The sequence below is a fragment of the Jiella avicenniae genome (assembly GCF_021390325.1).
GTDB classification, from domain to species: Bacteria; Pseudomonadota; Alphaproteobacteria; order Rhizobiales; family Rhizobiaceae; genus Jiella; species Jiella avicenniae.
The window spans coordinates 79,635-104,201 of sequence record NZ_JAJUWU010000017.1 but is presented as its reverse complement, the minus strand read 5'-3'; the positions used below and the strand labels follow the sequence as shown (position 1 = coordinate 104,201).

General features: G+C 65.8%; 22 protein-coding genes. 5 read left to right on the top strand and 17 right to left on the bottom strand.

Annotation, left to right across the window (positions count from 1 at the left end; translation table 11 throughout):
- Positions 1 to 19 precede the first annotated feature (19 nt).
- A complete protein-coding gene (locus LZD57_RS16715; RefSeq protein ID WP_233720618.1) occupies positions 20 to 1,228 on the bottom strand; it encodes an ABC transporter substrate-binding protein in 1,209 nt (402 codons plus the stop codon).
- Between the two features lie 282 nt (positions 1,229 to 1,510).
- On the opposite strand from LZD57_RS16715, the gene LZD57_RS16710 reads away from it, so the two are divergent.
- From LZD57_RS16710 to LZD57_RS16695, 4 genes are all read left to right on the top strand, one after another.
- The gene (locus LZD57_RS16710; protein WP_233720617.1) at positions 1,511 to 2,743 is read left to right on the top strand and encodes a CaiB/BaiF CoA transferase family protein; all 1,233 of its coding nucleotides are present in this window, start codon (positions 1,511 to 1,513) and stop codon (positions 2,741 to 2,743) included.
- 143 nt (positions 2,744 to 2,886) lie between these two features.
- Entirely contained in the window at positions 2,887 to 3,087 is a 201-nt protein-coding gene (locus LZD57_RS16705) for a hypothetical protein (protein ID WP_233720616.1), read from the top strand.
- A gap of 443 nt (positions 3,088 to 3,530) precedes the next feature.
- A complete protein-coding gene (locus LZD57_RS16700; protein WP_233720615.1) occupies positions 3,531 to 5,393 on the top strand; it encodes a type I secretion system permease/ATPase in 1,863 nt (620 codons plus the stop codon).
- Between the two features lie 73 nt (positions 5,394 to 5,466).
- Positions 5,467 to 6,822 carry an HlyD family type I secretion periplasmic adaptor subunit gene (locus tag LZD57_RS16695; protein ID WP_233720614.1) on the top strand — a complete coding sequence of 452 codons (1,356 nt, stop codon included), beginning with the start codon at positions 5,467 to 5,469 and terminating at the stop codon, positions 6,820 to 6,822.
- Between the two features lie 176 nt (positions 6,823 to 6,998).
- On the opposite strand, the gene LZD57_RS16690 is transcribed toward LZD57_RS16695, so the two are convergent.
- The 7 genes from LZD57_RS16690 to LZD57_RS16660 all read right to left on the bottom strand — a co-directional run bounded on the left by LZD57_RS16690 (position 6,999) and on the right by LZD57_RS16660 (position 13,952).
- On the bottom strand, positions 6,999 to 7,952 hold the full coding sequence (locus tag LZD57_RS16690) for a tripartite tricarboxylate transporter substrate binding protein (RefSeq protein WP_233720613.1): 954 nt from the start codon (positions 7,950 to 7,952) through the stop codon (positions 6,999 to 7,001).
- Positions 7,953 to 7,976: 24 nt separating this feature from the next.
- Positions 7,977 to 9,071 carry an amidohydrolase family protein gene (locus LZD57_RS16685; protein ID WP_233720612.1) on the bottom strand — a complete coding sequence of 365 codons (1,095 nt, stop codon included), beginning with the start codon at positions 9,069 to 9,071 and terminating at the stop codon, positions 7,977 to 7,979.
- Positions 9,064 to 10,569, bottom strand: a complete 1,506-nt coding sequence (locus tag LZD57_RS16680) for a tripartite tricarboxylate transporter permease (RefSeq protein WP_233720611.1) — start codon at positions 10,567 to 10,569, stop codon at positions 9,064 to 9,066. Before LZD57_RS16680 ends, LZD57_RS16685 begins: the two co-directional genes overlap by 8 nt.
- Before the next feature lie 11 nt (positions 10,570 to 10,580).
- Positions 10,581 to 11,033, bottom strand: a complete 453-nt coding sequence (locus LZD57_RS16675; protein WP_233720610.1) for a tripartite tricarboxylate transporter TctB family protein — start codon at positions 11,031 to 11,033, stop codon at positions 10,581 to 10,583.
- A gap of 104 nt (positions 11,034 to 11,137) precedes the next feature.
- Complete coding sequence (locus LZD57_RS16670; protein ID WP_233720609.1) at positions 11,138 to 12,088, bottom strand: Bug family tripartite tricarboxylate transporter substrate binding protein; 951 nt, start codon at positions 12,086 to 12,088, stop codon at positions 11,138 to 11,140.
- A 144-nt stretch (positions 12,089 to 12,232) separates the two neighbouring features.
- On the bottom strand, positions 12,233 to 12,910 hold the full coding sequence (locus LZD57_RS16665; protein ID WP_233720608.1) for an RraA family protein: 678 nt from the start codon (positions 12,908 to 12,910) through the stop codon (positions 12,233 to 12,235).
- 19 nt (positions 12,911 to 12,929) lie between these two features.
- A complete protein-coding gene (locus LZD57_RS16660; RefSeq protein ID WP_233720607.1) occupies positions 12,930 to 13,952 on the bottom strand; it encodes an NAD(P)-dependent oxidoreductase in 1,023 nt (340 codons plus the stop codon).
- A 143-nt stretch (positions 13,953 to 14,095) separates the two neighbouring features.
- On the opposite strand from LZD57_RS16660, the gene LZD57_RS16655 reads away from it, so the two are divergent.
- The gene (locus LZD57_RS16655) at positions 14,096 to 15,022 is read left to right on the top strand and encodes a LysR substrate-binding domain-containing protein (protein ID WP_233720688.1); all 927 of its coding nucleotides are present in this window, start codon (positions 14,096 to 14,098) and stop codon (positions 15,020 to 15,022) included.
- Here the strand turns inward: LZD57_RS16655 and LZD57_RS16650 are convergent.
- From LZD57_RS16650 to LZD57_RS16610, 9 genes are all read right to left on the bottom strand, one after another.
- A complete protein-coding gene (locus LZD57_RS16650; RefSeq protein WP_233720606.1) occupies positions 14,996 to 15,940 on the bottom strand; it encodes an SMP-30/gluconolactonase/LRE family protein in 945 nt (314 codons plus the stop codon). The genes LZD57_RS16655 and LZD57_RS16650 overlap by 27 nt on opposite strands.
- A 2-nt stretch (positions 15,941 to 15,942) precedes the next feature.
- Positions 15,943 to 17,238: a TRAP transporter large permease gene (locus tag LZD57_RS16645; RefSeq protein WP_233720605.1), complete on the bottom strand. Its 1,296-nt coding sequence runs from the start codon at positions 17,236 to 17,238 to the stop codon at positions 15,943 to 15,945.
- Positions 17,238 to 17,759, bottom strand: a complete 522-nt coding sequence (locus LZD57_RS16640; RefSeq protein ID WP_233720604.1) for a TRAP transporter small permease — start codon at positions 17,757 to 17,759, stop codon at positions 17,238 to 17,240. The genes LZD57_RS16645 and LZD57_RS16640 overlap by 1 nt, the downstream gene beginning before the upstream one ends.
- A gap of 155 nt (positions 17,760 to 17,914) precedes the next feature.
- Complete coding sequence (gene dctP / locus LZD57_RS16635) at positions 17,915 to 18,898, bottom strand: TRAP transporter substrate-binding protein DctP (protein ID WP_233720603.1); 984 nt, start codon at positions 18,896 to 18,898, stop codon at positions 17,915 to 17,917.
- 659 nt (positions 18,899 to 19,557) lie between these two features.
- Positions 19,558 to 20,781: a CaiB/BaiF CoA transferase family protein gene (locus tag LZD57_RS16630; protein ID WP_233720602.1), complete on the bottom strand. Its 1,224-nt coding sequence runs from the start codon at positions 20,779 to 20,781 to the stop codon at positions 19,558 to 19,560.
- A 1-nt stretch (position 20,782) separates the two neighbouring features.
- Positions 20,783 to 21,565, bottom strand: coding sequence for an enoyl-CoA hydratase/isomerase family protein (locus LZD57_RS16625; RefSeq protein ID WP_233720601.1), 783 nt, complete (start codon positions 21,563 to 21,565; stop codon positions 20,783 to 20,785).
- Positions 21,566 to 21,568: 3 nt separating this feature from the next.
- A complete protein-coding gene (locus LZD57_RS16620) occupies positions 21,569 to 22,846 on the bottom strand; it encodes a TRAP transporter large permease (RefSeq protein ID WP_420844829.1) in 1,278 nt (425 codons plus the stop codon).
- On the bottom strand, positions 22,846 to 23,391 hold the full coding sequence (locus LZD57_RS16615) for a TRAP transporter small permease (protein ID WP_233720600.1): 546 nt from the start codon (positions 23,389 to 23,391) through the stop codon (positions 22,846 to 22,848). The genes LZD57_RS16620 and LZD57_RS16615 overlap by 1 nt, the downstream gene beginning before the upstream one ends.
- A 155-nt stretch (positions 23,392 to 23,546) precedes the next feature.
- Complete coding sequence (locus LZD57_RS16610; protein WP_233720599.1) at positions 23,547 to 24,521, bottom strand: TRAP transporter substrate-binding protein; 975 nt, start codon at positions 24,519 to 24,521, stop codon at positions 23,547 to 23,549.
- Between the last annotated feature and the right edge of the window lie 46 nt (positions 24,522 to 24,567).

Sequence of the window (24,567 nt, the reverse complement as noted above, 5' to 3'; positions counted from 1 at the left end):
AGGTGCCGCGACGCCGACGTTATTCCGGTTTCGCCTCGAATAAGACGTCGGGATAGGGACGGAAGTCCTGAACCAGCTCGAAGTCGTCGCCCTTCAGCTGGATGATGCCTTCCTGTCGCGTGCCCCGATGATCGCCGGGCTCGAAGGTCACGCCCCGTGCACCGCCGATCGAGGCGTCCTTGACGGTCTCCAGGGCGGCGATGAGATTTTCCCGCGTCAGATCCTTGCCGGAGTCGAGGAGTGCCTTGAACCCCTTGTGAAAGATCGCCGCATTGCTCCAGCCGTTGAGGCCGAACACGCCGACCGGATCGCCCGGATAGTATTCGGCGATCGATTCCCTGTAGGCGGCGACATCGGGCGCTTCGCTCGAGACCGGCAGCAGCCAGGACGAAAAGTAGACGCCGTCAAGCAGATCGCCCGCGAGCTTCAGCGTCGAAGGATCGGCCGTGAAGAAGGGAGCGAACCACTTGACGTCGAGGCCCTGCAGATCGGCCGCCTTCAAGGCCGCCGCCAGATTGGCGTTGGAACCGAACAGGATCACGGCCTCCGCTCCGGAGTTGGCCACCTGTCGGATCTGCGGGCTGAAACTGGTCGTCTTGACGTCGAACGAGACGGATGCCGCGGCTTCGAGTCCGAGTTTCGTCATATAGGCGTCGAAACCGCGCTTGGCCGACTTGCCGAGTTCGTCATTCTCCCAAAGCAGAGCCACCTTCTTCAGACCGAGCCCGTTCACCGCATAGTCGAGATTGGACGCCGCCGACCACCCGTAGTCGGGCAGCAGCGGGAAGACGTTGGGTTCGACGAAAAAGGCGCTGGCGCCGCCGATCGGCCCCACCATGGGAAGGCCGACTTCGCGGGCATAGGGCAGGACGGCGACGTTGGTCGCCGTGCCGATCGGGGCGGACAAGGCGAAGATGCCGTCGTCCTCGACCATCTGGCGGGTGACCGCGACGGAGCGGGCCGGATCGTAACCGTCGTCCTTGGTCACATAGTTGATGGTCCAGCCGTCGATGCCGCCGTTCTCGTTCAGGTGCCGGTAGTAGGCTTCCGCGGCGTGGGTCAGGATCGCGTAGAACGGCACCGGCCCCGTGACGGGGGTAAAGGCTCCGATCGTGACGGTCTTGTTCTCTTCGTCTATGCCATCATCGGCGGCCTGCGCGGACGTGGCAAAGACCATTGCGGCCAACATCGCACCGACGGCGACCGCGCCCTTCAATCCCGAGATCATCTGCACTCCTCCCATGCATGTCTCACTGGCTGGGGGCAGAGTATGAGACGGAATCTCCGACGTCAATATAAAATGCATTTGAAAGTGCGAAGGCCATTTCAGCAGTGACCAATTATCGCCAAAAAATCGATTTTCTGCGAATTTTGAGCGCCAAACAGCGCAGCTCCCCGTGTTAGGCAGGCAGGATTGTGCATTTTATTCTTGCATTGTCCCCTGACTTCGGACACTCATGAGGCCGATTTTGCGCCACAATCGCGGCACGGTCGAACCAGGGAGTGGGTCATGAGAACAGCCGTTCTGGCTCAAAAGACCGTCGTCGAGCTCGGAAGTATGATCGCGGCACCTTTCGCGACACACATCCTCCAGCAGCTCGGCGCCGATGTCATCAAGATCGAGCCCGAGGCGGGCGAAACCACGCGCAAGCTCGTGCGGGGCGGTCCGAGCGGCAGCTATCTCGCCTTCAATCGCGGGAAGCAGAGCCTCTGCCTGAATCTCCAGACCGAAGCCGGCAAGGAGATCTTTGCCAGGCTGATCGAGCGCGCCGACATCGTCGTGCACAATCTTTCGCCGTCTGCGGCGCGCAAGCTGGGCGTGACCTTCGAGGCCTGCAACGCCATCAATCCGCGCATCGTCTTCTGTCACATCAAGGGGTATGGCGAAGGCCCGCTCGCCGACGAAGTCGCCTCGAACCCGATCGCGGAGGCGGCGACCGGCGTGATGTACTCCAATCGCACGGACGGGCGCCCGACGCGCCTCGGTCCGTCTTATCACGACCAGTTTGCCGGCTGCTACGCGGTGATCTCGATCCTGTCGAGTCTTCTCGCCGGCGAAGAGGGGGAACGCAACATCGAACTCGGCCTCTACGAGACGGGCCTTCATATTGCCGCCCGCGACCTCCTCGGCGTGCAGCTCAAGTCCCAGCTTCTCGGCCGACCTGAAACCGAGCCCTCGGCAGAATTCAGCATTCCCGGCTATGGCGCCTACGAGACGTCCGACGGGCGATGGATCTATCTCGTCATGCTGACCGACGACCACTGGCGGCGCTTCTGCTCGGCAGCGGGGATTCCCCGGGACCCGGCACTCGCCACCTTGCGGGCTCGCCGTGGCAATCGCCCGAAAGTCGAGGCGCTGGTGCGCGAGGCAGTGGCGGGCATGACATACGACGCGCTCGCGAAGGTTCTGTCGACCGAAGGTGTCGGACACACCGAGATTCTCTCCACCGACAGAGTTCTTCAATCGCCCCAGGCCCGGGCGCCGGGAAAATATTCCGAATTCGCCTTCGAGGGCTACGACTTTCAGTCGCCGGACCTGCCTCTGTCCTCGATGATCCGGAAAGATGGCCTGGACGACGCCCCGCCTCTCCTCGGCGAGGACACCGAAGCGATATTGCGATCACTGAACTACGAAGACCGCGAGATCCGCGAACTGCTTGCCTCCGGCGCAGCGCATACGGCCCGCCGGGACGGGCCCCTTTGGGCTGCCGTGCGAGAGTCCGATCGATCCACGGGGACGTAGAACCCGGCAATACCGTTCCCGGCAATGCCGTTCATGAGCACCGACGCGGGCCGCTTTCCGGCCTCGCCTGCCGACCGCACGACAAGTTTGGGCCTCGTTTGCGGACTGCCGTCGCATCCTGCAAGCCGGTCGAACCCTGGTCGGTGAAACAGATCGTGCCGGTGCGCCCGAAGGTCGGATGGTCGGCGCTCTTGAAGCGCTCTGACCGGTGTCGATCGACGACGACGCGGCGTTTTGCCCGTATCGAGACCGAATTCCATGACGCCAAGCCGGAAATCGGGGACGAGAACACGGCCATCGGGCAGCACCGTCAGTTCGTTCGGCTCGCCCTCATAGTCGGCTAAAACCCCGGCTTCCTTGCGTCGACGTGGCCGTCGTAGCGGTCTTCCGCATCGCCGACGAAAACTTCGATGCTCGTCTCTCCTTCCGGAGCAGACGAAGCGTGGGACGTTCCGGAAGGCGTTCGCCATGGTGATCCTCCGAGCCGCCGAACGCACCTCCTTCAAAGGGCACGACCGATCCAAGAACGGCTGGCCGGAGGCCGTTCGTCCGCCGAAACGGAAGGCCGCCACGACGGCGGACTTGACGCCATGCCGATCGCAGCGCAGGACTAATCGCAAATAGCCTTCGCGAAGCCGGTGCCGTTCAACGAAATTCGACGCAGTCCATATGGTGGATTTCTCAATACATTTTCTTGAAAATACCTCTCAGCGGATGACTATGACGATCATCGTACGAAAGTTCCCTTCAGCCGCCTCCCACGACAGATGGAAGAGGAGCTTTCCGCATGTTTGCTAAGACGGCTGGCATGCTGACCGTGCTGTTTTGCTTCACCATGGTCATAAACGTCCTTCTGCTCGTGCAGCCGATCTACATGCTGCAGATCTACGATCGCGTCCTGGTCTCGGCCTCCTTCGACACGCTGGTCTACATCTCGCTGATCGCCGCCGGCGCGCTCTTGCTCCTCGGCGCCTTCGACGCGTTGCGCTCGATGATCGCCGGGCGTCTCGCCGCGCGGCTGGAGACCGACAATGGCGGCGACGCGCTGATCGCCTCCCTGCGCTCGCCCCGCGCCAGCCTCGGCGACGTGCAGCCGCTGCGCGACCTTGCGACGGTGCGCGGCTTCGTCGGCGGCCGGGCCATGCTCGCCTATCTCGATCTGCCCTTCATGCCTCTGTTCATCGGCATGCTCTATCTCATCCACCCCGACCTGTTCTGGCTGACCCTCGGCGGTGCGGTGGTCCTCGCCTTCGTCGCGCTCGCCAATCAGCGCGCCACGACGAAGCTCGCCGGCGAGGCCGGCGAAGCCTCGATGAACGCGACGCTCTCGGCCCAGGCCTTCGTGCGATCGAGCGAAAGCCTCTTTGCCATGGGCATGATCGGCAATGCGGTGGACTTCTGGGGGCGGAGCCAAGCCAGGTCGCTGCGGGCGCTCGATCGGCTGAACGGTCGCAACGCCTTCTTCGCCGGCCTGTCGCGGTTCCTGCGCATGGGGCTTCAGATCGCCATCCTCGGCTATGGCGGCTATCTGGTCATCGCCGGGGAGATGACGGCGGGCATGATCTTCGCCGCCTCGCTGATCTCGGGCCGGGCGCTGCAGCCGATCGATCAGGTGATCGGCGGCTGGAAAGGCTTCGTCGACATGCGCAAGGCGATGTCGCGCCTGTCGAAGGGCCTCGACACCGTCCGCTCGGACCGGTCCGGCAAGACCGCCTTGCCGGAGCCACGCGGCGAGGTGCGCTTCGATCAGGTCGTCGTCATGCCCCAGGGCAGCGGCGCCGATCCGATCCTGAAGCGCATATCGTTCAAGGTACCGCCGGGAGAGTGCTGCGTGGTGATCGGTCCCTCCGGCGCCGGCAAGTCGACGCTGATGCGGGCTCTCGTCGGCGGGGTCGAGACACGCTCCGGCGCGGTGCGGATCGACGGCGCCGACATCCGCAACTGGGACGGCGAGGCGCTCGGCCGCCATGTGGGCTATCTCGCACAGGAGGTCGAGATCCTGCCCGGAACCGTGGCCCAGAACATCGCCCGGTTCGACCCCGACGCCGCCGACGAAGCGGTGATCGCCGCCGCGAAGATGGCCGAGGTGCACGAACTCGTCCTGAAGCTGCCGCAAGGCTACGACACGGTCCTCGGGCCGATGGGGATGAAGCTGTCCGGCGGCCAGCGCCAGCGCGTCGGGCTCGCCCGGGCCTTCTACGGCCGGCCGAAGATCCTCGTCCTCGACGAGCCCAATGCCAGCCTCGATGCGGAAGGTGATCTCGCCCTCGACCGGGCGCTGCGTCACGCCCGGGAAAGCGGCGTCACGGTGATCCTCGTCACCCAGCGCCGGCAGGTGGCCGAGCAGGCCGACTGGATCCTCGTCCTGCGCGATGGTGCCATCGACGACTTCGGATCGCGTGACGAGGTTCTCGGGCGCCAGGCGAACAAGGTCCAGGCCGCCAGAGAAGCAGCGCGCCAGCAGACGAAAGAGTCCGGCGGCCAGGTCGTCGCGGCACAAGCCGCCTTCGGCGCCAATGCCGCCCCGGCACCGGCAGCCGCGATGGCGCAGCCGATGGGGCAGGCGACCGGACGGGTCACCGCGCCGATGCGCGCGCGGTTTCCGGCCATCGTAACCGATGGCGGCAAGCCGGCCCGGCCGGGCGGTTGAGACGAAAGCGCCGGTGGGGCAGACGACGACGCACCCGCGAAGCCGACCGGCTTCCGGCAAAGAGGTGGCGGACATGGCGAAGGACACGGGCGGGGTGGCGACGCTCGGCGACGGCAAAAAACCGAGAGCGAGCTGGACATCGGAGGTTCCGAGCGGCACGCGGCTCCATACTTTCACCGGGCTGTTTCTCGGAGTGGCCTTTCTCGGCAGTTTCGCCGCCTGGGCGAGCCTCGCCCCGATCGCCGGCGCCGCCGTCGCTCCCGGCGTCGTCGCGGCCGCGGGCCAGAACCTGTCGATCCAGCATCTGGAGGGGGGTATCGTCCAGGCGATCGCAGTTGCCGAAGGAGAGCGCGTCAGCGAAGGCCAGCCGTTGGTCGAACTCGATCCGACCGTCGCGACCGCCGAGCGCGACCGCCTGAAGAACCAGCTCATCGGGCTGGAGGCGCGGGCGGCGCGCCTGTCGGCCGAGCGCGACGGGGCCGGAGAACTCGTCTTCGACGCGGAGCTCGTGCAAAGGGCTCGGACGTCGGCCGTCGTCGATCTCCTCGACGAGCAGCACCGGGAATTCGCCGCCCGTCTGGCGCGCCACCGCCAGGAGCAGGAGATCATGGTCCAGCAGATCAAGGCCCTGCAGGAACAGGCTGAGGGCATGACCGCCCAGAAGACGGCGCTCGAACGTCAGATCCAGGTGGTGCGCGAGGAGGAGGCCCGAAAAGGCGATCTGCTCGGCAAGGGCCTCACCAACCGGTCCGAATATACCGCCCTGGTGCGGGCCGAGGCGGACCTCGTCGGCCAGCTCGGACAGGTAGTCTCGACCATACTGGCCTCCAACACCCAGATCACCCAGGCCGAGCAGGAAGCGGCGCGGCTGGAGGCGCAGCGCGTCGAGACGGCCGTCAGCCAGCTCAACGACGTCAGGGCCTCGCTGTCGGACATGACGGAGCAGTTGCGGGCATCCGAGAGCGTGCTGTCACGATCGGTGATCCGCTCTCCCGCCGACGGCGTCATCGTCGCCAAGTCGATCAATACGATCGGCTCCGTCGTCAAACCGGGCGAGACGCTGATCGAGATCCTGCCGAGCGCGGCCGATCTGATCGTCGAGGTGCGGCTGTCGCCGAACAACATCGATTCCATCCGGCCCGGCCAGGGGGCCAGGCTGCGCTTCACCTCGCTCAATGCCCGCACGACCCCGACGGCCGAGGCGACCGTCTCCTACGTTTCGGCCGACCGGCTGGTCGATCGGCAGAACCGCGAGAGCTACTACACCGCCCGACTGAAACTGGACGAACCGCTGCCGCCGGGGCTTTCGGCGGAATCGATCACTCCGGGCATGCCGGTCGAGGCCTATATCTTCACCGGCGAGCGCAGCTTCTTCGACTACCTGACGCAACCGATCACAGACAGTTTCGCCCGCGCCTTTCGCGAGTAGACGGCGGGCGAACGACGGACGCCTCGTCTGCGGTCCGCTGCAATGCGAGCCTGCCATGGCACGACCGCCCCTGCCGCCGCTTGCTGCCGAGATCGCCGGCCGGAAGGCGCGCATGGCGCGACGAAGCGTGTCCGCTCCGCCGGCCCGAGGATCGCCCGCCGTTGATCGGGACTCTCTCACTTCCAGGGCGTCGTCTTCCAGATCTCGGCGGCCGCCTCGTTCTGCTCCTTGGCGAGCGCTTCATAGGCTTCGCCTTCCGAGAACTCGACCGGGCTGCCCTGTTCTTCCATCGCGGCGGTGAATTTCGGGTCCTTGGCGACCGCGCCGAGGGCGTCGATCAGCTTCTGGCGGACGTCGTCGGGAAGGTTCGCCGGGCCGACGATGCCGCGATAGGAGCCCATGGTGATGTCGAAGCCGAGTTCCCTGGCGGTCGGAACGTCGGGGGCATAGGGCAGGCGTTCGTCGGAGAGGACCGCGAGCACCTTCAGCTCGTCCTCGAAGCCGACCGTCTGGCTGTAGGCCATCGTGCCCATGGCGACATGGCCGCCGAGCATCGCGGCTCTCGCCATCGACGCGCCCTTGAAGGGCACCTGCGTCAGCTCGATGCCGGCGGCATTCGCGAACTGGATCGCCGCGAAGTGATCGTTGCCGCCGAGCGAGGTGAGACCGGCCGTGATCGCGCCTGGATTCTCCTTGGCCTTCGCGACGAGATCCTCAAGGCTCTCGATGCCGGAACTCGCCGGCACGACCAGCGTGTTCGGATCGTAGACGAAATTGCCGAGCCAGGTGAAGCTGTCGACCGTGTAGTCGGCGTCGCGGTCGTAGGTCAGCGCGACGGCGGCGGGCAGGTTCATGACGCCGAGCGTATAGCCGTCCGCCTCGGCCGTAGCGACCTCGGTGAAGCCGATCTGGCCGCCGGCGCCGGGCAGGTTGCGCACGACGACGCTCGCGCCGCCCAGCGCGGGCTCCAGATAGCTCGCCACCGTCCGCGCCATCACGTCCGAACCGCCGCCCGCCGAATAGCCGACGACGACCTCGATCGGGCGGGTCGGATAGTCCTGTGCCGCGACCGGGGCCGCGATGCCGGCGAGCACGGCGGCGGCGCCGAGGGTTGCAAGAAATCTTCTCATGATATCCTCCCGTTGGTCTTGTCGTCAGATGTCGAGCGTGAACCCGTAGGCCTCGCAGGCCGTCCCGGCGAAGAGGCGAGCCCGTTTCGGAGCATCGAGATCGGCGGTCAGCCGCTTCATCGCGTTCCAGTAGATGCCGTAGGAATAGCCGCCTTTGTCGACGGGGAAATTGCTCTCGAACATCGCGCGTTCGGGGCCGAAGAGGTCGAGGCAGGTGGAGACTTCCGGCGCGACGGCCTCGGCGAACTCGACCGACGAGGGCGGGCGCGCGCGTTCGTGAAAGCCGAAGCCCATGACCGGCATCGCGAAGCCGCCGATCTTGACGAAGGCGTTCGGCGCGGTGGCGACGGCGGCGAGGCCGTCGCGCCAGGCCTTGCGATCCTCGGCGCTCCTTGAAGCATAGGGCCCGACGCCGAGCGGGCCGCCGGCATGGTCGAGGACGATCGTCAGGTCGGGGATCGCTCGCGCGATCTGCGCCACCTCGCCGAGCTGCGTCTGATAAACCCAGAGGTCGAGCGTCAGGCCGCGCCTTGCGAGGGCGCGCGCACCGGCCTGGAAGGCTTCGGTCACGATCAGGCCCTCCGGCGCGGGAACCGGATTGGACCGGACGACCGGGTCGGGATGGGCGGCGACCGGCGTGCGCACGCCCCGAAACAGCCGGCCACCGGCCACGCTCATCGCGTCGAGGACGCGCGCCACGTCGCCGCCGAGGGTCAGATCGGCACCGCCGACGATCGCGGCGATGCGATTGGGGCCGTAGAAGCCGCTGTTCGCCTGCGCCGCGAGCCCGCGCACGAATTCGACCTCGCCGACGGGGCGCAGGTCCTCGGGCCCGTCGGCTCGGAGCATCGCGCGGCACTGGACGAAGACAGAGGCGAGGACGTTGTGCCCGCTCTCGCCGATATCCTCCGCGAACTCCTCGAGGAGATAGCGGAAGCCCTGCCGGTCCCAGAGATGGTGATGGGCATCGACGATCGGTAGGTTGGGTTCGAGCGCCGGCTCCACGACCTCGGCCAGCCAGTCGGGCCGCGGAAGGGGGTTCGGCGTCGCGGCTGCCGGGCGGCGGCGCCAGGGCGGCAGGCGGTCCGTCCGGTCCGTCTTTCCCGCCTCCTCACGCATGGCGCGCCGACTTCCGCTTGCGCAGGAAGCGCGTCACCAGCGGCCCGACGACGATGGCGATGGTGACCGCGATGAGGATCTGGCTCGTCGTGTTCGCCCAGAGGACCGACCAGTCGCCGCGACCGATGCGGAGCGCGAGGCGCAGGTTCTCTTCGGCGAACCCGCCGAGAATGACGCCGAGGACGACCGGCGGAAGCGGATAATCGAGCTTGTCCATGCCGTAGCCGATCACGCCGAAGCCGAGCATCAGATAGACGTCGAACATCCGCCCGTGGATCGCGTAGGTGCCGATCAGCATGAGAACGATGATGAAGGCGGCGAGCAGCGGGCGCGGCAGCAGCAGCACCTTGGCGAAGGAGTTGGTCGCCAGCGATCCGCCGAGGAAGATCAGGAGGATCGCGCCGAAGAGGAACTGCCACATGAAGCCGAAGACGATGCCCGGATTGTCGCGGAAGAGCATCGGGCCCGGCTGCAGGCCGTGGATGAGGAGGCCACCCAGCATGACGGCCGCGACCGCCGTGCCCGGAATGCCGAGGGTCAGCGCCGGGATGAGGGCGGAGGCCGTGTCGGCATTGTTGGCGGTCTCGGAGGCCGCGACGCCTTCCGGCTCGCCCTTGCCCCAGTTCTCGGGGTTTTTCGAGGCGCGGCGCGCCTCGTTATAGCTGAGGAAGGCCGCCATGGAGCCGCCGGCTCCCGGCAGGATGCCGACGAGGATGCCGATGATCGAACCGCGCAGCCAGGTCGTCCAGAAGCCCATCATGTCCGGCAGGCGCGACCAGATGCTGGTGGTGGCGAGCTTACGGGTGTTCGAGGCGTCCGGGCTTTCGGGATGTTCCAGAAGGTCGATCACCGGCGGCAGCGCGTAGAGGCCGACGAGGAGAACGACGATGTTGATGCCGTCGAGGATTTCGAGCCGCCCGAAGGTGAAGCGATCGTAGCCGGTGATCGTGTCGGAGCCGACGAGCGAGACGAAGACGCCGAAGGCCGCCGCGATCAGGCCCTTGATCGGATTGCCGCCGAGCAGGAAGACGATGCTGGAGAGACCGAAGACGGCGACCCAGAAGACCTCCGACGGGCCGAAGAGCAGCGTGACGCGCGCGAGCGGCGGGGCGAGCAGCATGAGCGCCAGCGCGCTGGCGATGCCGCCGATCGCCGAGGAGACCACCGCGATCTGAAGCGCGTAGCCGCCTTCGCCCTTCTGGGCCATCGGATAGCCGTCGAAGCTGGTGCAGACGGCCGCCGGCGTGCCCGGAATGCGCAGGAGCACGGCCGGGATCGCGCCGCCATACATCGCGCCATTGTAGATGCCGGCCATCAGGCCGAGCGCGACCAGCGGCTCGAAGGCGAAGGTGAAGGGGATCAGCACCGAGATCGCCATGGTGGCGCTGAGGCCCGGAAGCGCGCCGACCACGATGCCGGCGAGGACGCCGACGATGACGGCGAGAAAGTTGGAGAGGCCCAGAACCTCGGGCAGCGCATCGATCAGGGAACCATACATCGCGCCTGTCCTCAGTTGAACCAGATCTCGGCGGGAAAGCGCTGGCTCATCCCGAGCGAGAAGATGACGTAGATCGCGCCGACGAAGATCGCGGTGCCGGCGAGAAGGCCGATGGGCTTGCGAAAGCCGAAGATCCAGGCCGTGACCGGCAGTCCGATGAGCGTCGCGGTGTAGAAGCCGACGACGTCGACCGCGATCGCGTAGACGAAGATCGCCGCGAAGCCGCCGATGACGCGGCCGACCTTCTCGACGGGAAGGGTCTTGAGGCTGTCGCGCCGGATGGTCTGGGCGACGATGAGGACGGCGCAGAGAACGATCAGGGCGACCAGCATCGCGACCGGCAGGAGCGCCGACATCGCGGGAAGATCGGTCGCGACGAACAGGAGGGCCGCGCTCGCAAGGATCAGGAAGGCGGCAAACAGCACCTCGGCGAGCAGCCGGGGGCTCAGACCCGAAGGTGCCATGGGTCAGCTCCAAGAAGAAAACGGAACGGAAAAGGATCGAGGAATGCGGCGCGCGAGGCGCCGGAACGCCCGCGCCGTCGATGAAGACGGCGCGGGCCTCGGGATCACTTCCAGGGAGAGACTTCCCAGACTTCCTTCGCGAGCTCCAGCTGCTGGTCGTTCAGGGTCCGGAAATCCTTGCCGACGGTGAGATCGACCGGATTGGCGGTCTCCTTCATCGCGGCCTGAAACTCCTCGTCGTTCTCGAGCTGGCGGAAGGCTTCGAGAAGCTTGGTCTCGACCTCTTCGGGAAGACCTGCCGGGGCGACGAAGCCGCGCCGGGCGCCGTTGACGATATCGACGCCGAGCGACTTCAGCGTCGGCGTTCCCGGCGCATATTCGGACTCTTCCTCAGAGGCGACGGCGATGATGTTGAGCTCGTCCGCGAAGTTGGCGACCTCGGAAACGTTGACGATCGCCATGTCGACATGGCCGCCGATCAGCGCCGTGCGGGCCGGCGCCGAGCCCTTGAAGGGCACGATGGTGAATTCGGCGCCGATCTTCTCGCCAAGCTTCATCAGGAAGAGATGGTCGTCGCCGCCGAGGCTCGACATCGAGACGGTGACCGCGCCGGTCTCCGACTTCGCCTTCTCGATCAAGGCGTCGAGACTTTCGAGGCCGCTCGCCTTCGAGGTGACGATGACGTTCGGATCGTCGACGACATTGGCGAGGAAGGTGAAGCTGTCGGCGCTGTATTCCGGCTCGCGGTCGAGCGTGCGGGCCATCATGCCCGGCAGGTTGTAGGTGCCGATCGTGTAGCCGTCGGGCGCGGCGGCCGCGACTTCGGTGATGCCGATCTGGCCGCTCGCGCCCGGCACGTTCTTGACGACGATATTGGCGCCGTTGCCGAGATGCTTTTCGAGATAGGTCTCGACCGTGCGGGCCATGACGTCGGTGCCGCCGCCGGCGGCGAAGCCGACGACGAGGTCGATGTCGCGTTGGGGATATTCCGCGAAAGCGGGCGCTGTGGACAGGACGAGGGCCGCAAGGCCGGCCTTGACTGTGGTCAGTTTCATGAGTTCCTCCCGGTGATCCATTCCAGCCTAAGAAAAAGAGAGATGGACAAAAGCGAATTCTCTTCGTGGATTGATGAAGCTCGGCTGCACTTCATGTCATGGGGCGAGCCGACTCCTCCTCCGGCCCGTGACGGCGTCCCGCGTTCAGCCTGCGATCGCGCAGCCGCTCTCCTCGAGTGCCCTGTCGACCCAGGATCGGTCGTTGGTCCGTTCGCGGATCGCGCGCATCTGTTTCTCTTCGGCGGCCTGCTTCTTGTGCGCTTCGGCAAGCACGGTTTCGAGATCCTCGACCGCGACCGCAAGGACGCCGTCGCTGTCGCCGAGGATCAGGTCGCCCGGCTGGATCGTCATGCCGTCGAGGGCGATGGTCACGTTGATCTCGCCCGGCCCGTGCTTGTAGGGGCCGCGATGGGTGACGCCGGCGGCGAAGGTCGGCAGGTTGACCTCCCTGAAGGCGTCGAGATCGCGGATCGCACCGTTGAGGACGAAGCCCGCGACGCCGCGATTGACGGCATGGGCGAGCATCAGTTCGCCCATCAGCGCATTGGAAAGATCGCCGCCGGCATCGACGACGACGACGTCGCCTGGCTCGGCCATGTCGATCGCCTTGTGCAGCATCAGATTGTCGCCCGGGCGACTGCGCACGGTGATCGCGGGGCCGGCAAGGACGCCCTTCGTATGCATCGGCCGCAGCGTCGGCCCGGCCGCGAAGACGCGGGCCATGCAGTCGCTGACATTGGCGACGGGCAGGACGCGGAACGCCTCGATCATTTCGGGGCTCGCCTTGCGCGCGGCCTTGAGGATGCGATTGCCGACCGTCATTGTCACGTCTCCTGAAAGATTATCGGGCTTGCCGGCGTGCGTGCGGCTGGTCCTGCGCCGGCGGCGGAAGCACCCGGTTCACCAGCCGGTCGGCGGCGACGCTCCGGCCCTCCGCAATGTCGATGATGGCCTGCACCGCATCGACCGCGACCCGCTTCATGGCCTCTTCCGTCGAACCGCCCACATGGGGTGTGACGATGAGATTGCCGGCGGCGACGAGGCGGGAGCCGGCGGGAAGCGGCTCGGTCTCGAAGGTGTCGAGCCCGGCGCCGGCAAGCTGCCCGCTGTCGAGCGCCCTGAGGAGCGCCATCTCGTCGATCAGCCCGCCGCGAGCGGTGTTGACGACATAGCCGCCCTTCGGCATCAGCCTCAGCGTCTCCTCGTTCATCAGGTGATGCGTCGCGTCCGTCAGCGGGCAGTGCAGGCTGACGACGTCGACAGAAACGAGCATCTCGGCAAATGCGGCATGACGCGCCGCGCCCATCGCCGCGAAGGCGTCGTCACCCGCATAGGGATCGTAGGCGGAGACCTCGAAACCGAGACCGCGGAACAGCCTTGCCGCGGCGCGCGCGATCGCACCCGCGCCGACGAGGCCGACGCGCATGCCGGCCATTTCACGACCGACGAAATGCGGCTTTTCCCATTGTCCGCCGCGAAGCGTGCGATCGAGCGGAATGAGGCGCTTGATCGCGGTGACGGCGAGGGTCACCGCGTGCTCGGCGACCGACAGCGCGTTGGCCCCGGTCGCGCGGACCACTTGAATCGAATGCGCCGTCGCGGCCTCGACATCGATGTTGTCGACGCCCGCGCCATGCTTGGAAATCACCCGCAGCGAGCGCGAGGCGGCCATCGGCTCGGCCCCGAACCGGCCCATGCGCGAGACGGCGCCGACCGGCTCGTACCTGGCGATGAAGTCGATCAGAACCTCGGCGCTCGGATAGGGCGGCGTATGGACGAGCGTGTAGCCCGCCTCCTCGGCAAGCACCGTGGCCGCGGGATGAATATCCGCCCCCGTCACCAGGATGTTGTGCGATCCCGACACGCCGTCCTCCCTCTTCCCCGGCCCGATCCATGTTCGAGCCAGTCGCCCGTTCGGGCTGTTTCGATCAGCATAGAGAAAGAATGACTTCATGAAAGCGAATATTGCTGAACCAGAAATTAAGTTGTACTGTATCTGCCATGGATATGAGGCAGTTGCAGACCCTGATCGCGATCGCGGACCACGGCACCTTCGCCCGCGCGGCCGAAGTCGTCCACATCACGCCCTCGGCGGTCAGCCAGCAGATCCTCGCGCTCGAGAACGAGATCGGCGTGCCGCTCTTCAACCGCGAAACCCGGCCGCCGACGCTGAACCTCCAGGGCATGCAGCTGCTCGAGACCGCGCGCAGCATCCTGAGACAGATCCAGGACACGAGGGCGGTGATTACGGAAGGACGGACGATCGGGAGCTTTTCGATCGGTTCGGTGCGGACGAGCGCGATCGGGCTGTTGCCGCTCGCCATCGTCTCTCTGCGCAAGGCCTATCCGGAACTGAAGATCAGCCTGAAGGTGGGGCTTTCGGCGGCGCTCATCGCCGACGTCCTCGCCGACCGGCTGGACATGGCGATCGTCGCCGAGCATGTCGGCGTGCCGCGCTCGCTGACATGGGAGCCTTTCATCCGCGAGCCGCTGGTCGTGATCGCACCGAAGGACACGCCCCATGAGGACGCCCGCGCGATCCTCGAAAACGTGCCCTTCGTGCGCTTCCGCAGTCTGGTGCCACTCGCCAACATGATCGACACCGAGCTCGCCCGCCTCGGCATCGTCACGCAGGACACGGCCGAGATCGACACCATCACCACCATCGTCGAATGCGTCGCCGCCGGTCTCGGTGCCGGCATCGTGCCCGACATCGCGCTGAGGGGGCTGTCGACCCCGCTGAAGGTCGTTCCCTTCGGCGATCCGCAGATCTATCGCCAGATCGGCATCGTCAGGCCGGGCGTCTCGCCGAAGGCGGCCTTCTTCGACGACGTCCATACGCGCCTGATGAACCTTGCCGGCCCCTATGGTGTGCCGACGGCGCGTCCTCGATCCGATAAGAGCGCATCAGGTCCAGCCGGCGCCCCAGCCTGAAGCCATCGGATGGCCGGCGACGGGAAGGTCCGCCTTCAGGATCGTGCCGGTATCGGATTCGGTGACGAACAGCGTGCGCCCGTCCGGCCCGCCGAAAGCGCAATTGGTGGTGCCGAGGCCGCGCGGCGAGCGCACGACCGCGATCGGCATGCCCAGGGCATCATGCACCCAGACGAGGCCCATGCCGGTCTGGCAGACGGTGACGCCGTTGTTTGCCGTCAGCGCGAGCCCGTCCGGCCCCGCCCGGCCGCCGGAGAATTGCAGGAAGAGCCCCGCCTTCACCACGCGCTCGCTTTGGGAAAGCGGCAGCCGCCAGACGGCATTCGCGCGCGTGACGGCGAGGAAGAGGGTATGGCCGGCCGTGTCGAGGACGAGGCCGTTGGGGCTTGGTACCTTGTCGATCAGACAGTCGAGCCGCCCGCTCGCTTCGTCGAATCGCCAGACGCGGCCCGAAGGATCTTGCAGGCCGGTCTGGCCCTGATCGGTGAAATAAAGCCTGCCATCGGCCCCGAAGTGAAGATCGTTGCAACCCTTGAAGCTCTCGGTGTCGGCATCGCCGAGCACCGTCTCCACTGCCCCCGTCGCCGGGTCCAGCCGCATGATCCCCTTCCTGAAATCGGCGATGAAGATCCGACCGTTCGCATCGATCTTCAGCCCGTTCGGCCAGCCGTCATATTCGGCGACGAGGTCGACCGCGCCATCGGGCGATGCCCTGAAGATGCGGCCGAAGGGGATATCGACGAACCAGAGATTGCCCTCAAGGTCAAAGGACGGGCCTTCGAGAAAGCTGTCAGTCGGCGCGCCGCGACGGTTCTTGTCCGCCCAGACGGACCTTTCGCCCGTCCGTCGATATGCCTTCGGCAGTTCGGTGAAAACCTCGGCCTCGATCAGGACCGGATCGGGAAACGGAAAGCCCATTCTCAACCTCCGAAGGCCAGCGCCGGAAACCACAGGGCGATCTCGGGAAAGATGATGATCAGGAGCAGGAAGGCGAGGATCGCCCCGAAGAACGGCAACACGCCCATCACCACGTCTTCCACCCTCACCTCGCGCGAGGAACTCGCGACGACGAAGAGGATGACGCCGAGCGGCGGGGTGAGCTGACCGAGCTCGACCAGGATGACGACGAAGACGCCGAACCAGACCGGATCGACATCCATGGCCATGAGCGTCGGAAAGATGATCGGCACGATGATCGCGATCATGCCGAGGCCCTCCATGAAGCAGCCGAGGATCGCGAAGGCGACCATCAGGACGAGGAGGAACTCCGTGCGTGACAGGCCGAGATCGGCGACGAGCGCGACCAGCTTTTCGCCGACCCCCGAGAGCGCCGTCGCATAGGCGAAGATCAGCGAGATGAAGACGATGAAGAGGACGTTGCCGCTCATCACCAGCGCCCGCGAGACCGCCTGCCAGAACATCGAAAGGTTCAGCCGGCGATAGATCGCCGCGATCAGCGCCGCGCCGAAGACGCCGACCGCGCCGGCCTCCGTCGGGGTCGCGAGTCCGGCATAGATGCTGCCGAGGACGATGACCATCAGCAGCATGAAGGGCACGACGTCGGAGGCCGCGCGCAGATAGTCGTGAACCGTGCTCGCCGAGGTGTCGCGCGGGGCGAGTTTCGGATCGAGAACCGAGCGCACGGCGATCAGCAGGCTGTAGCAGGCCGCGAGCAGGATGCCCGGCACGAGACCGGCCGCAAAGAGCTGAGCGATCGAGGTCTCGGTGAAGGTCGCATAGATGATCATCGTGATCGAGGGCGGGATCAGGATGCCGAGCGTGCCGCCGGCGGCGAGGGAGCCGGCGACGATGCGCTTGTCGTACCCTCGCGCGGCGAGCGAGGGCAGCGCGACCGTGGACATCGCGGCCGCCGTCGGCGCACTGCCGCCGGCCACCGCCGAAAAGACCGCGCTGCCGACGATATTGGTATGGAGGAGGCCGCCGGGCAGCCGCTTCATGAAGGGCGCGACGCCGTTGTAGAGCCGCTCGCTGAGCCCGCTCGCGAGCAGGATCTCCGCCATCAGGATGAAGAGCGGGATCGCCGCGAGCGTGAAGCTGTCGGCCGAACCCCAGCTGACGAGGCCGATGGCGTTCCAGGCGGAGGTGCCCCGCATCAGCCAGAGATAGAGGAGCGCGGCGGCGCCGACCGCGAACTGGACCCAGAGCCCGCCGACGATGAGGAGGATCAGGGTGCCGAAGGCGAGGATCGCGTCCATCAGTCGCCGGCCTTTCCGCGAAACTCGATGATCGCGCGTTCGAGAAGGAAGAGGGCGATGACCGAGAGGCCGACGGGGAGGAGAAGCTGCGGAATATAGAGCGGCGTCATCAGCTCGGTCGGCGCGAACTTGCCGCGCGAATAGGAACTCTGGACGAGGCGGATGGTCTGCCAGATCAGGACACCCGAAACGCCCAGCGAGAGTGCGAGATAGACGAATGTCAGCGCGCGCCGCGCCACACCGGGCAGCGCATCGAAGACGAAGCCGACGCGAAACATCACCTGATCGCGAAAGGCGAGCGCGGCGCCCAGGAACGTCACCGCGACGACGACGTAGCCGGCGAGTTCCTCGACCACGTTGAGCGAACGGCCGAAGGCGCGCGAGACGACCTCGGCGAGGACGAGACAGGCGAGCGCGACGAGGCCGCCGCCGGCAAGGACGCGAACGAGTGTCGCGACGAGATCGAAGACGCGTCCGGCCGATCCCGCCGACCGGACGCCATCGTCTTGGGAGGTTGTCATGAAACGAACCGATCGGAGAGAATGCGGAGACGGCGGTCGCGGACGAGATGGGCCTGTCCGCCCGCCGGGCACGTCCGGAAGGTCACGACCGATCGCAAGGCTCGGCGACCATCCGGACCCGGAAACTCAAGGCCGTGAACGCGGCCTGCGGGACCTTACTTGCCGAGCGCCGCGCGGACGGCCTTCAGCGCCTCGACATGATCCGGCCCGGCCTCTTCGGCCCACTTTTCCCAGAAGGGTGAGAACTTCTCCGTCGCCGCCGCGACGTCCTCGGCACTCGCCTCGGTGATCGTCATGCCGCCGTCGGCCTGGGATTTCTTCTGCACTTCCTCGTCCTCGATGAATTCGGCCGTGATCTTCGGCCCCTCCTCGGCGACGATATTCGCAAAAGTCTTCTGCGTCTCCTCGTCGAGAGCGCCATAGGCATCGGCATTGGCGATCATCTGGCTGCCGACATAACCGACCGGGAAGCGGTAGTTGTAGGGCAGGAATTCGTGCCAGTTCTTCGCCCCGCCGGCGCTCGCGGTGAGAACCCCGTCGATCACGCCGCGCTCGAGGGCCGTCGGCACTTCCGAGCCCGACAGGGTGATGGGCGAGCCGCCGAACTCCTCGACGAAGGCACCCTGCTCGGGCGAGACGATGCGGATCTTGCGTCCCTTGAGATCGTCGAGGGAATCGATCTCGAAGGTGGCGAAGATCGTCTGGACCGGATAGCGATAGCCACCGAGATGGGCGACGCCCTGACCGGAGAAGCCTTCCTCCAGAAAGGGCTTCATCGCGGCATAGGCCTTGTCCCACTCCTCGTCGTTCTCGATCAGGAGGGGCAGCGAGAGAACCCGCCCGACGGGCACGTTGCCCGCGAAGAACAGGTCGGCCGCGAACTGGACGATGTTGTCGCCGACGGCCTGGGTGATGTCGCTCGATGCGATCTGCAGCGTCTTGCCGAGATGCAGGTCGATCGCGAGTTCGCCGTCCGTCTCGTCCTTCGCGCGTTCGACGATCCGGTTCATGCCCTTGACGGCCGCCGTGGTCGAGACCGCGGAATAGGTATAGCCGGTCCATTCGTCGGCGGTTGCGGACTGAAGGGTGAAAGCCGTGGCAAACGTCGTCGCCGCCGCCAGAATGCGGAGCTGTGTCATCGAATTGTCTCCTCCCGAAACGACCGCCTGCTCCGATTCACCGGTGCACGGTCACATGGGAAGAGATTATAAGTTCAGCGCCTCTAATCCAAATGTCGAATTCTTTATCATAAAAACAGATTTGGTTTATCTCTACGCGCCTGCATGAATTCTCTCTCATGCCAGTATGACGTCAGGAATCCGCAAAGAGCGACAAGATTCCTGAAGCAGCCCTGGTCGGCCATGGCCCATCTCGCGGCAGTTTTTGATCGTCGATTTCGGCTATGCTGGCGTTCGCGTTTCCATTTGCCCGCCGAGGCGGAAGCCGCCTGCGACGCAAAGCTCGATGCCATGCCGATCGCTGCGCAGGACGCAAACCAATCCGTCTCCGGGAACCCGGGGCGGCCGAGCGGCGGAGCGAGCCGAGGGCGAGGTTGCGGGACGACCGCACGGCAGCAACTCATTCCAACCGGACTTCGGCGATGGATTTGGTCCGCGACCGGCCTCCTACCGGCCGCCGCCCTGGTGCATCCGCTGCGTAAGGGCGGATTTTTGCAACGGTGCCGAGGATCACGCGATCGTCGGGCAGCGCGCGGTCATGAGCGGCGGCGCGCTCGGCCGATGCCGCCTCCAGGTCCCCGGCTCCAGCCAGCCGAGGTCGCCGAAGAGGTCCATCCGCGTCACGGGGCGGATCGATCGGAGGGCGCGCGGACGGCTCCGCTTGAAACCATCTGCGCGATCTGCTCCTCGGAAAATCCGTTCTCGGCGAGGATTTCGCGGCTGTGTTCGCCGAGCAGCGGCGCGGGGCGGGCGACCCCGCCGGGCGTCCCGGAGAACTTCACCGGCAGGCCGATCGCCTTGACCCGGCCGGCCACCGGATGCTCGGTCTCGACCACCATGTCGCGGGCAAGCGCTTGCGGATCCTCGTGCATCTCGCAGATGTCCAGCACCGGACCGGCCGGAACGCCGGCCTTTTCCAGGCGCTCCAGCCAGACCGCCGAGGTGTCGGTCACGAAATGACCGTCGAGGATTTCGGCCAGCGCGTCGAGATTTTCCATGCGGCCGCGATTGGTCGTAAAGCGCGGATCGGAAGCGAGCTCTTCGGCGCCGATGACGGAGAGCATGCGCTCCCAGTTCTTCTGGTTGGCCGCACCGAGATTGATCCAGCCGTCGCTCGTCCGGAAGGCCTGATACGGCGCGTTCAACGGATGCGCCGAACCCAGCGGCCCCGGCGAGACGCCGGTCGCGAAGGCGATCGCCGACTGCCAGTAGGTGAGCGTGATGCCGGCCTCGAAGAGCGAGGTATCGACCTTCTGCCCCTCCCCCGTCTGCAGCTTTCGCGCATAGGCGGCCGCGCAGCCGAGCGCGCCGAGAATGCCTGCCGTGATGTCGGAAACCGGCGCGCCGGACTTGACCGGCGGACGGCCGGGCCCCTCGCCGGTGATCGACATCAACCCGCTCATGCCTTGCGCGATCAGGTCGAAGCCGCCGCGCGTCGCGTAGGGACCCGTGCGCCCGAAGCCGGAAATCTCGCAATAGATCAGGCCCGGATTGGTCTTCTTCAGCTCGTCATAGCCGAGGCCGAGCTTTTCCATCGTCCCCATGCGGTAGTTCTCGATGACGACGTCCGCCGTTTCGAGGAGACGCTTCAGCGCCGCCTTGCCCTCCTCGTTCTTCAGGTCGAGCACGATGCCGCGCTTGTTGCGGTTCATCATCAGATAGGCGGCGGATTCGCCGTTGATGTCCGGCGGCAGGAAGCGGCGGGTGTCGTCGCCCTCCGGCTTCTCCACCTTGATCACGTCGGCCCCCATGTCGGCGAGCATCAGGCCACAGACCGGCCCGGCCATGATATGCGCCAGCTCGACCACCTTCATGCCCGCGAGCGGTCCCTTTCCGCTGGTCATCTCAGCGCCCCTTCCATTGCGGTTTGCGCTTGCCGAGAAAGGCCTCCATGCCCTCCTTGAAGTCCTCGCTCATATAGGCCTCGACGATGAGATCGCGGTCGTCCGCGTCCGCGCCCTGCATGCGCAGGCGCCGCAGCGCCTCCTTGGTCGTGCGCAGCGTGATCGGCGCGTGGCCGCCAAGCGTTTCGGCAAGGGCTTCCGCGCGCGCCAGAAGGGCCGCGTGGTCCGGCACGATCTCGGAAATCAGGCCGACGGCCTTGGCCTCCTCGGCTCCGACCAGCCTTGCGGTGAAGATCACCTCCTTGGTGCGGCCGGTCCCCATCAGGCCGGCGAGGCGCGAGAGGTTGGCGATCGACAGGCAGTTGCCGAGGGTGCGGGCGATCGGGAAACCGAACTTGAGATCGGCGGTCGCGATGCGGATGTCGCAGGCAGCCGCGATCCCCGCGCCGCCGCCGGTGCAGGCCCCCGAGATCGCCGCGATGATCGGGATCGGACAGGCTTCGACCGCTCCGAGCACGGTGTCGATCCTGTGCTCGTAATCGAGCGCGTCCTTGTCGGTCGAGAAGCCGCGGAACTGCGTCATATCGGTGCCGGCGGCAAAGGCCTTCTCGCCCGCCCCGGTGACGACGAGGCACTTGACGGAGCCGTCGCGGGGGACCGTGCGGCAGATTTCCGCGAGCCCCTCATACATCGCGAAGGTCAGGGCGTTGCGGGCCTGCGGCCGGTTGAGCGTGATCCAGCCAACGCCGTCCTTGATTTCGTAGAGAAGTTCGCTGTCGGACATGGCTTACCTGTAGAAATATTCGACGAGGAACATCGGGATCGCCGGGACATAGGTGCAGAGGAAGAGGACGAAGAGAAGAACGCCGACGAAGGGCAGGTTCCACTTCGATACCTCCCAGATGTTCGCTTTCGCGATCGAGCAGGCGGTGATCAGCACCGATGCGACCGGCGGCGTCTGCTGACCGATGGCGAGGTTCAGCGTCACGACGAGGCCGAAATGCACCGGGTCGATCCCGGCCTGATTGATCAGCGGCACGATGATCGGAACGACGAGAATGATCGCCGCCGAGGAATGCAGGAAGAAGCCGATGATCAGGAAGAAGACGTTGAGGATCAGGAGGATGAGATACTGGTTCGTCGTCAGATCGAGGATCGCGGCGGCAAGCTCCTGGGGCACCCGTGCCGTCGTGAGATAGGAGCCCATCAGGATCGACGAGGCGACGAGCAGCATGACGACCGCCGTCTGGATGCCGCCTTCGAGGGTCGCTTCCTTGAGCTGGCCCCAGTCGATCTCACGGTACCAGAGCCCGACGAGGATCGCGGCGACGACGGCGAGCCCGGCGCCTTCCGTGGCGGTGACGACGCCGCCGAAAATACCGCCGAGTATGATCACCGGCAGGGCGAAGCAGGGCAACGCCTCGACGAAGGACGTTCGAAGCTTCGCGAGATTGAAGGCCGCTTCTGTCGGGAAGTTGTAGCGCCTCGCGAAATAATAGGCCGTGCCCATGAGCCCGGCTGCGCCGATGAGCCCCGGCACGACGCCGGCGACGAAGAGCTGTTCGATCGAGGCGCCGGAGGCGACGCCGTAGAGGATCATCGGGATCGACGGGGGGATGATGATGGCGAGCGATGCCGCGGACGAGGTGACCGCCGCGGCGAAGGGCGAAGGATAGCCGCGCTTCTTCATCTCGGGAATGAGGATCGAGCCGATCGCCGCGACGTCGGCGACCGCCGAGCCGGAGATTTCGGCGAAGAACAGCGAAACGCCGATATTGACCATCGACAGGCCGCCCCGGACGAACCCCACGATCGCAGAGACGAAGGCGATGAGCCGCCGGGTGATGCCGGTGGCGTTCATGATCGCGCCGGCAAAGACGAACATCGGGATCGCGATCAGCGAGAAGCTTTTCGCGCCAGCATACATGTCGAGCGCGATGGTGACGAGCGCGCCGGTGCCGTCGGTGAGCGCGATGGCGAGCACCGCCGAGAGCGCCAGCGCGATGGCGATCGGCACGTTGATGCAGACCATCGCGACGAGGGCGAGGAAGATCGTGAGAAGCATCAGGCGTGTCCCCCGCCGCGCGTGGTGTTCTCTGGCGTCGCATCGTGAGCCATGACGGCATGCTCGGTGGAGTGACCGGCCATCACCATGCGCCAGTAGTCCGGCAGGCTGAGAAGTTCGCAGACGATGAACAACGCGGCGCCGATGGGAATGACCGATTGCGTCAAGGAAACCGGCACCCAGGTCAGGCTGACGAGCGTCTCGCCCTGAAGGATCGTCAGGACCGTGTAGCCCGCCCAGGCGAGCAGGGCGAAGAAGAAGAGGACGAGCACCTCCGCAGCGACGACCGCGACTTTACGGACGGGAATCGGCAGCGCGAGAAGGACGTCGTCGAAGCCGATATGGCCGCGTTTCAAGGCCGCCAACGCCGAACCATAATAGGTGATCCAGGCAAGAAGGACCGAGGCAACCTCGTCGTACCAGGAGAGCGACGCCCCCGCCTTTCGGTATATGACCGCGACGATGACGATCGTCGTGAGAACGACCATCAGACCGATCACCATCCAGGTGAGGAGTTCTCCCAAAATCTTCGCCGCTTGGCGCACCCGTCCCTCCCCACGCCCCGACGCTGGAGGCGGTTGCCGTCGTCGATCATTTTCATCTGCGGCCGGGCCAGGCCGTCATCCGGCTTACCCGGCCGCAAATGTCTGACGAGAGCCGGGCAGCGCCTCCCAAACGACGGCCCGGCGTCCGATGTGTCTCAGGAACCCTTGGCGAGCGCCTGAATGTCGTCGATCAGCTTCTGGCCGCCCTCGACCTCCTGGCCGAACTGTTCGTAGATCGACTTCGACGCCTGGATGAAGGCGTCCTTGTCGGCTTCGTTCACCTCGACGCCGGCTTCCTTGATCTTTTCGATCAGATCGTCGTCCATCTGGGCGGACGTCTCATAGGCGAAGTCGCTGGCCTGCGTGGCGCAGTCCTGTACCGCCGTCTGAACCTCTTCGTCCCAGCTTTCCCAATTGCGCGTCGAAGTCGCGAGATAGGCTGGCGAATAGACGTGGCCGGTCATCGAGAGGTATTTCTGCACCTCCTGGAACTTGCCCGAATAGATCTGGGCGAGCGGGTTTTCCTGGCCGTCGATGACGCCGGTCTTCAGCGCCGTGAAGACCTCCGAGAACGACATCGGCGTCGGGTTGGCGCCATAGCTCTGGAACATCTTCACGCGCCAAGTGCCCTTCGGCGTCCTGAGCTTGATGCCGTCGAGATCGGCCGGCACGGTGATCGGCCGGACATTGTTGGTGATGTTGCGGAAGCCGTTCTCCCAGAAGCCGAGGATATGGTAGCCCTTGGCGTCGGCGGCGTCGACGAAGGTCGAGCGCATGTCGTCGCGGACCTTCTTCATGTGATCGCGGCTTTTGATCAGATAGGGCATCTCGAAGACGCCGAAGGTCGGCGAGACCGAACTCATGATCGAGGACGGGATCGAGAAGGAGATCTGGCCGAGCTTCAGCTTCTGCAGCATCTCCTCGTCGGAGCCGAGCTGCGAGGAGCCGTAATTCTCGACCGTCGCCTTGCCGGTGGCGTTGACGCATTCGGCGAACTTGCCGGCGGTCGCCTCGTAGAGCGAGCCGGGATCGCCGACATGACCGAGCTTGAGTGTGGGACCTTCGGCCTGTGCGGCGGAAGCGGTCAGGGCCACCACGGCGGCGCCCAGCATCATCGTGCGAACGTTCATTCCATTCCTCCCAGGTTGTCGTTTCTCATGGAGCGGCTCCTCTTCC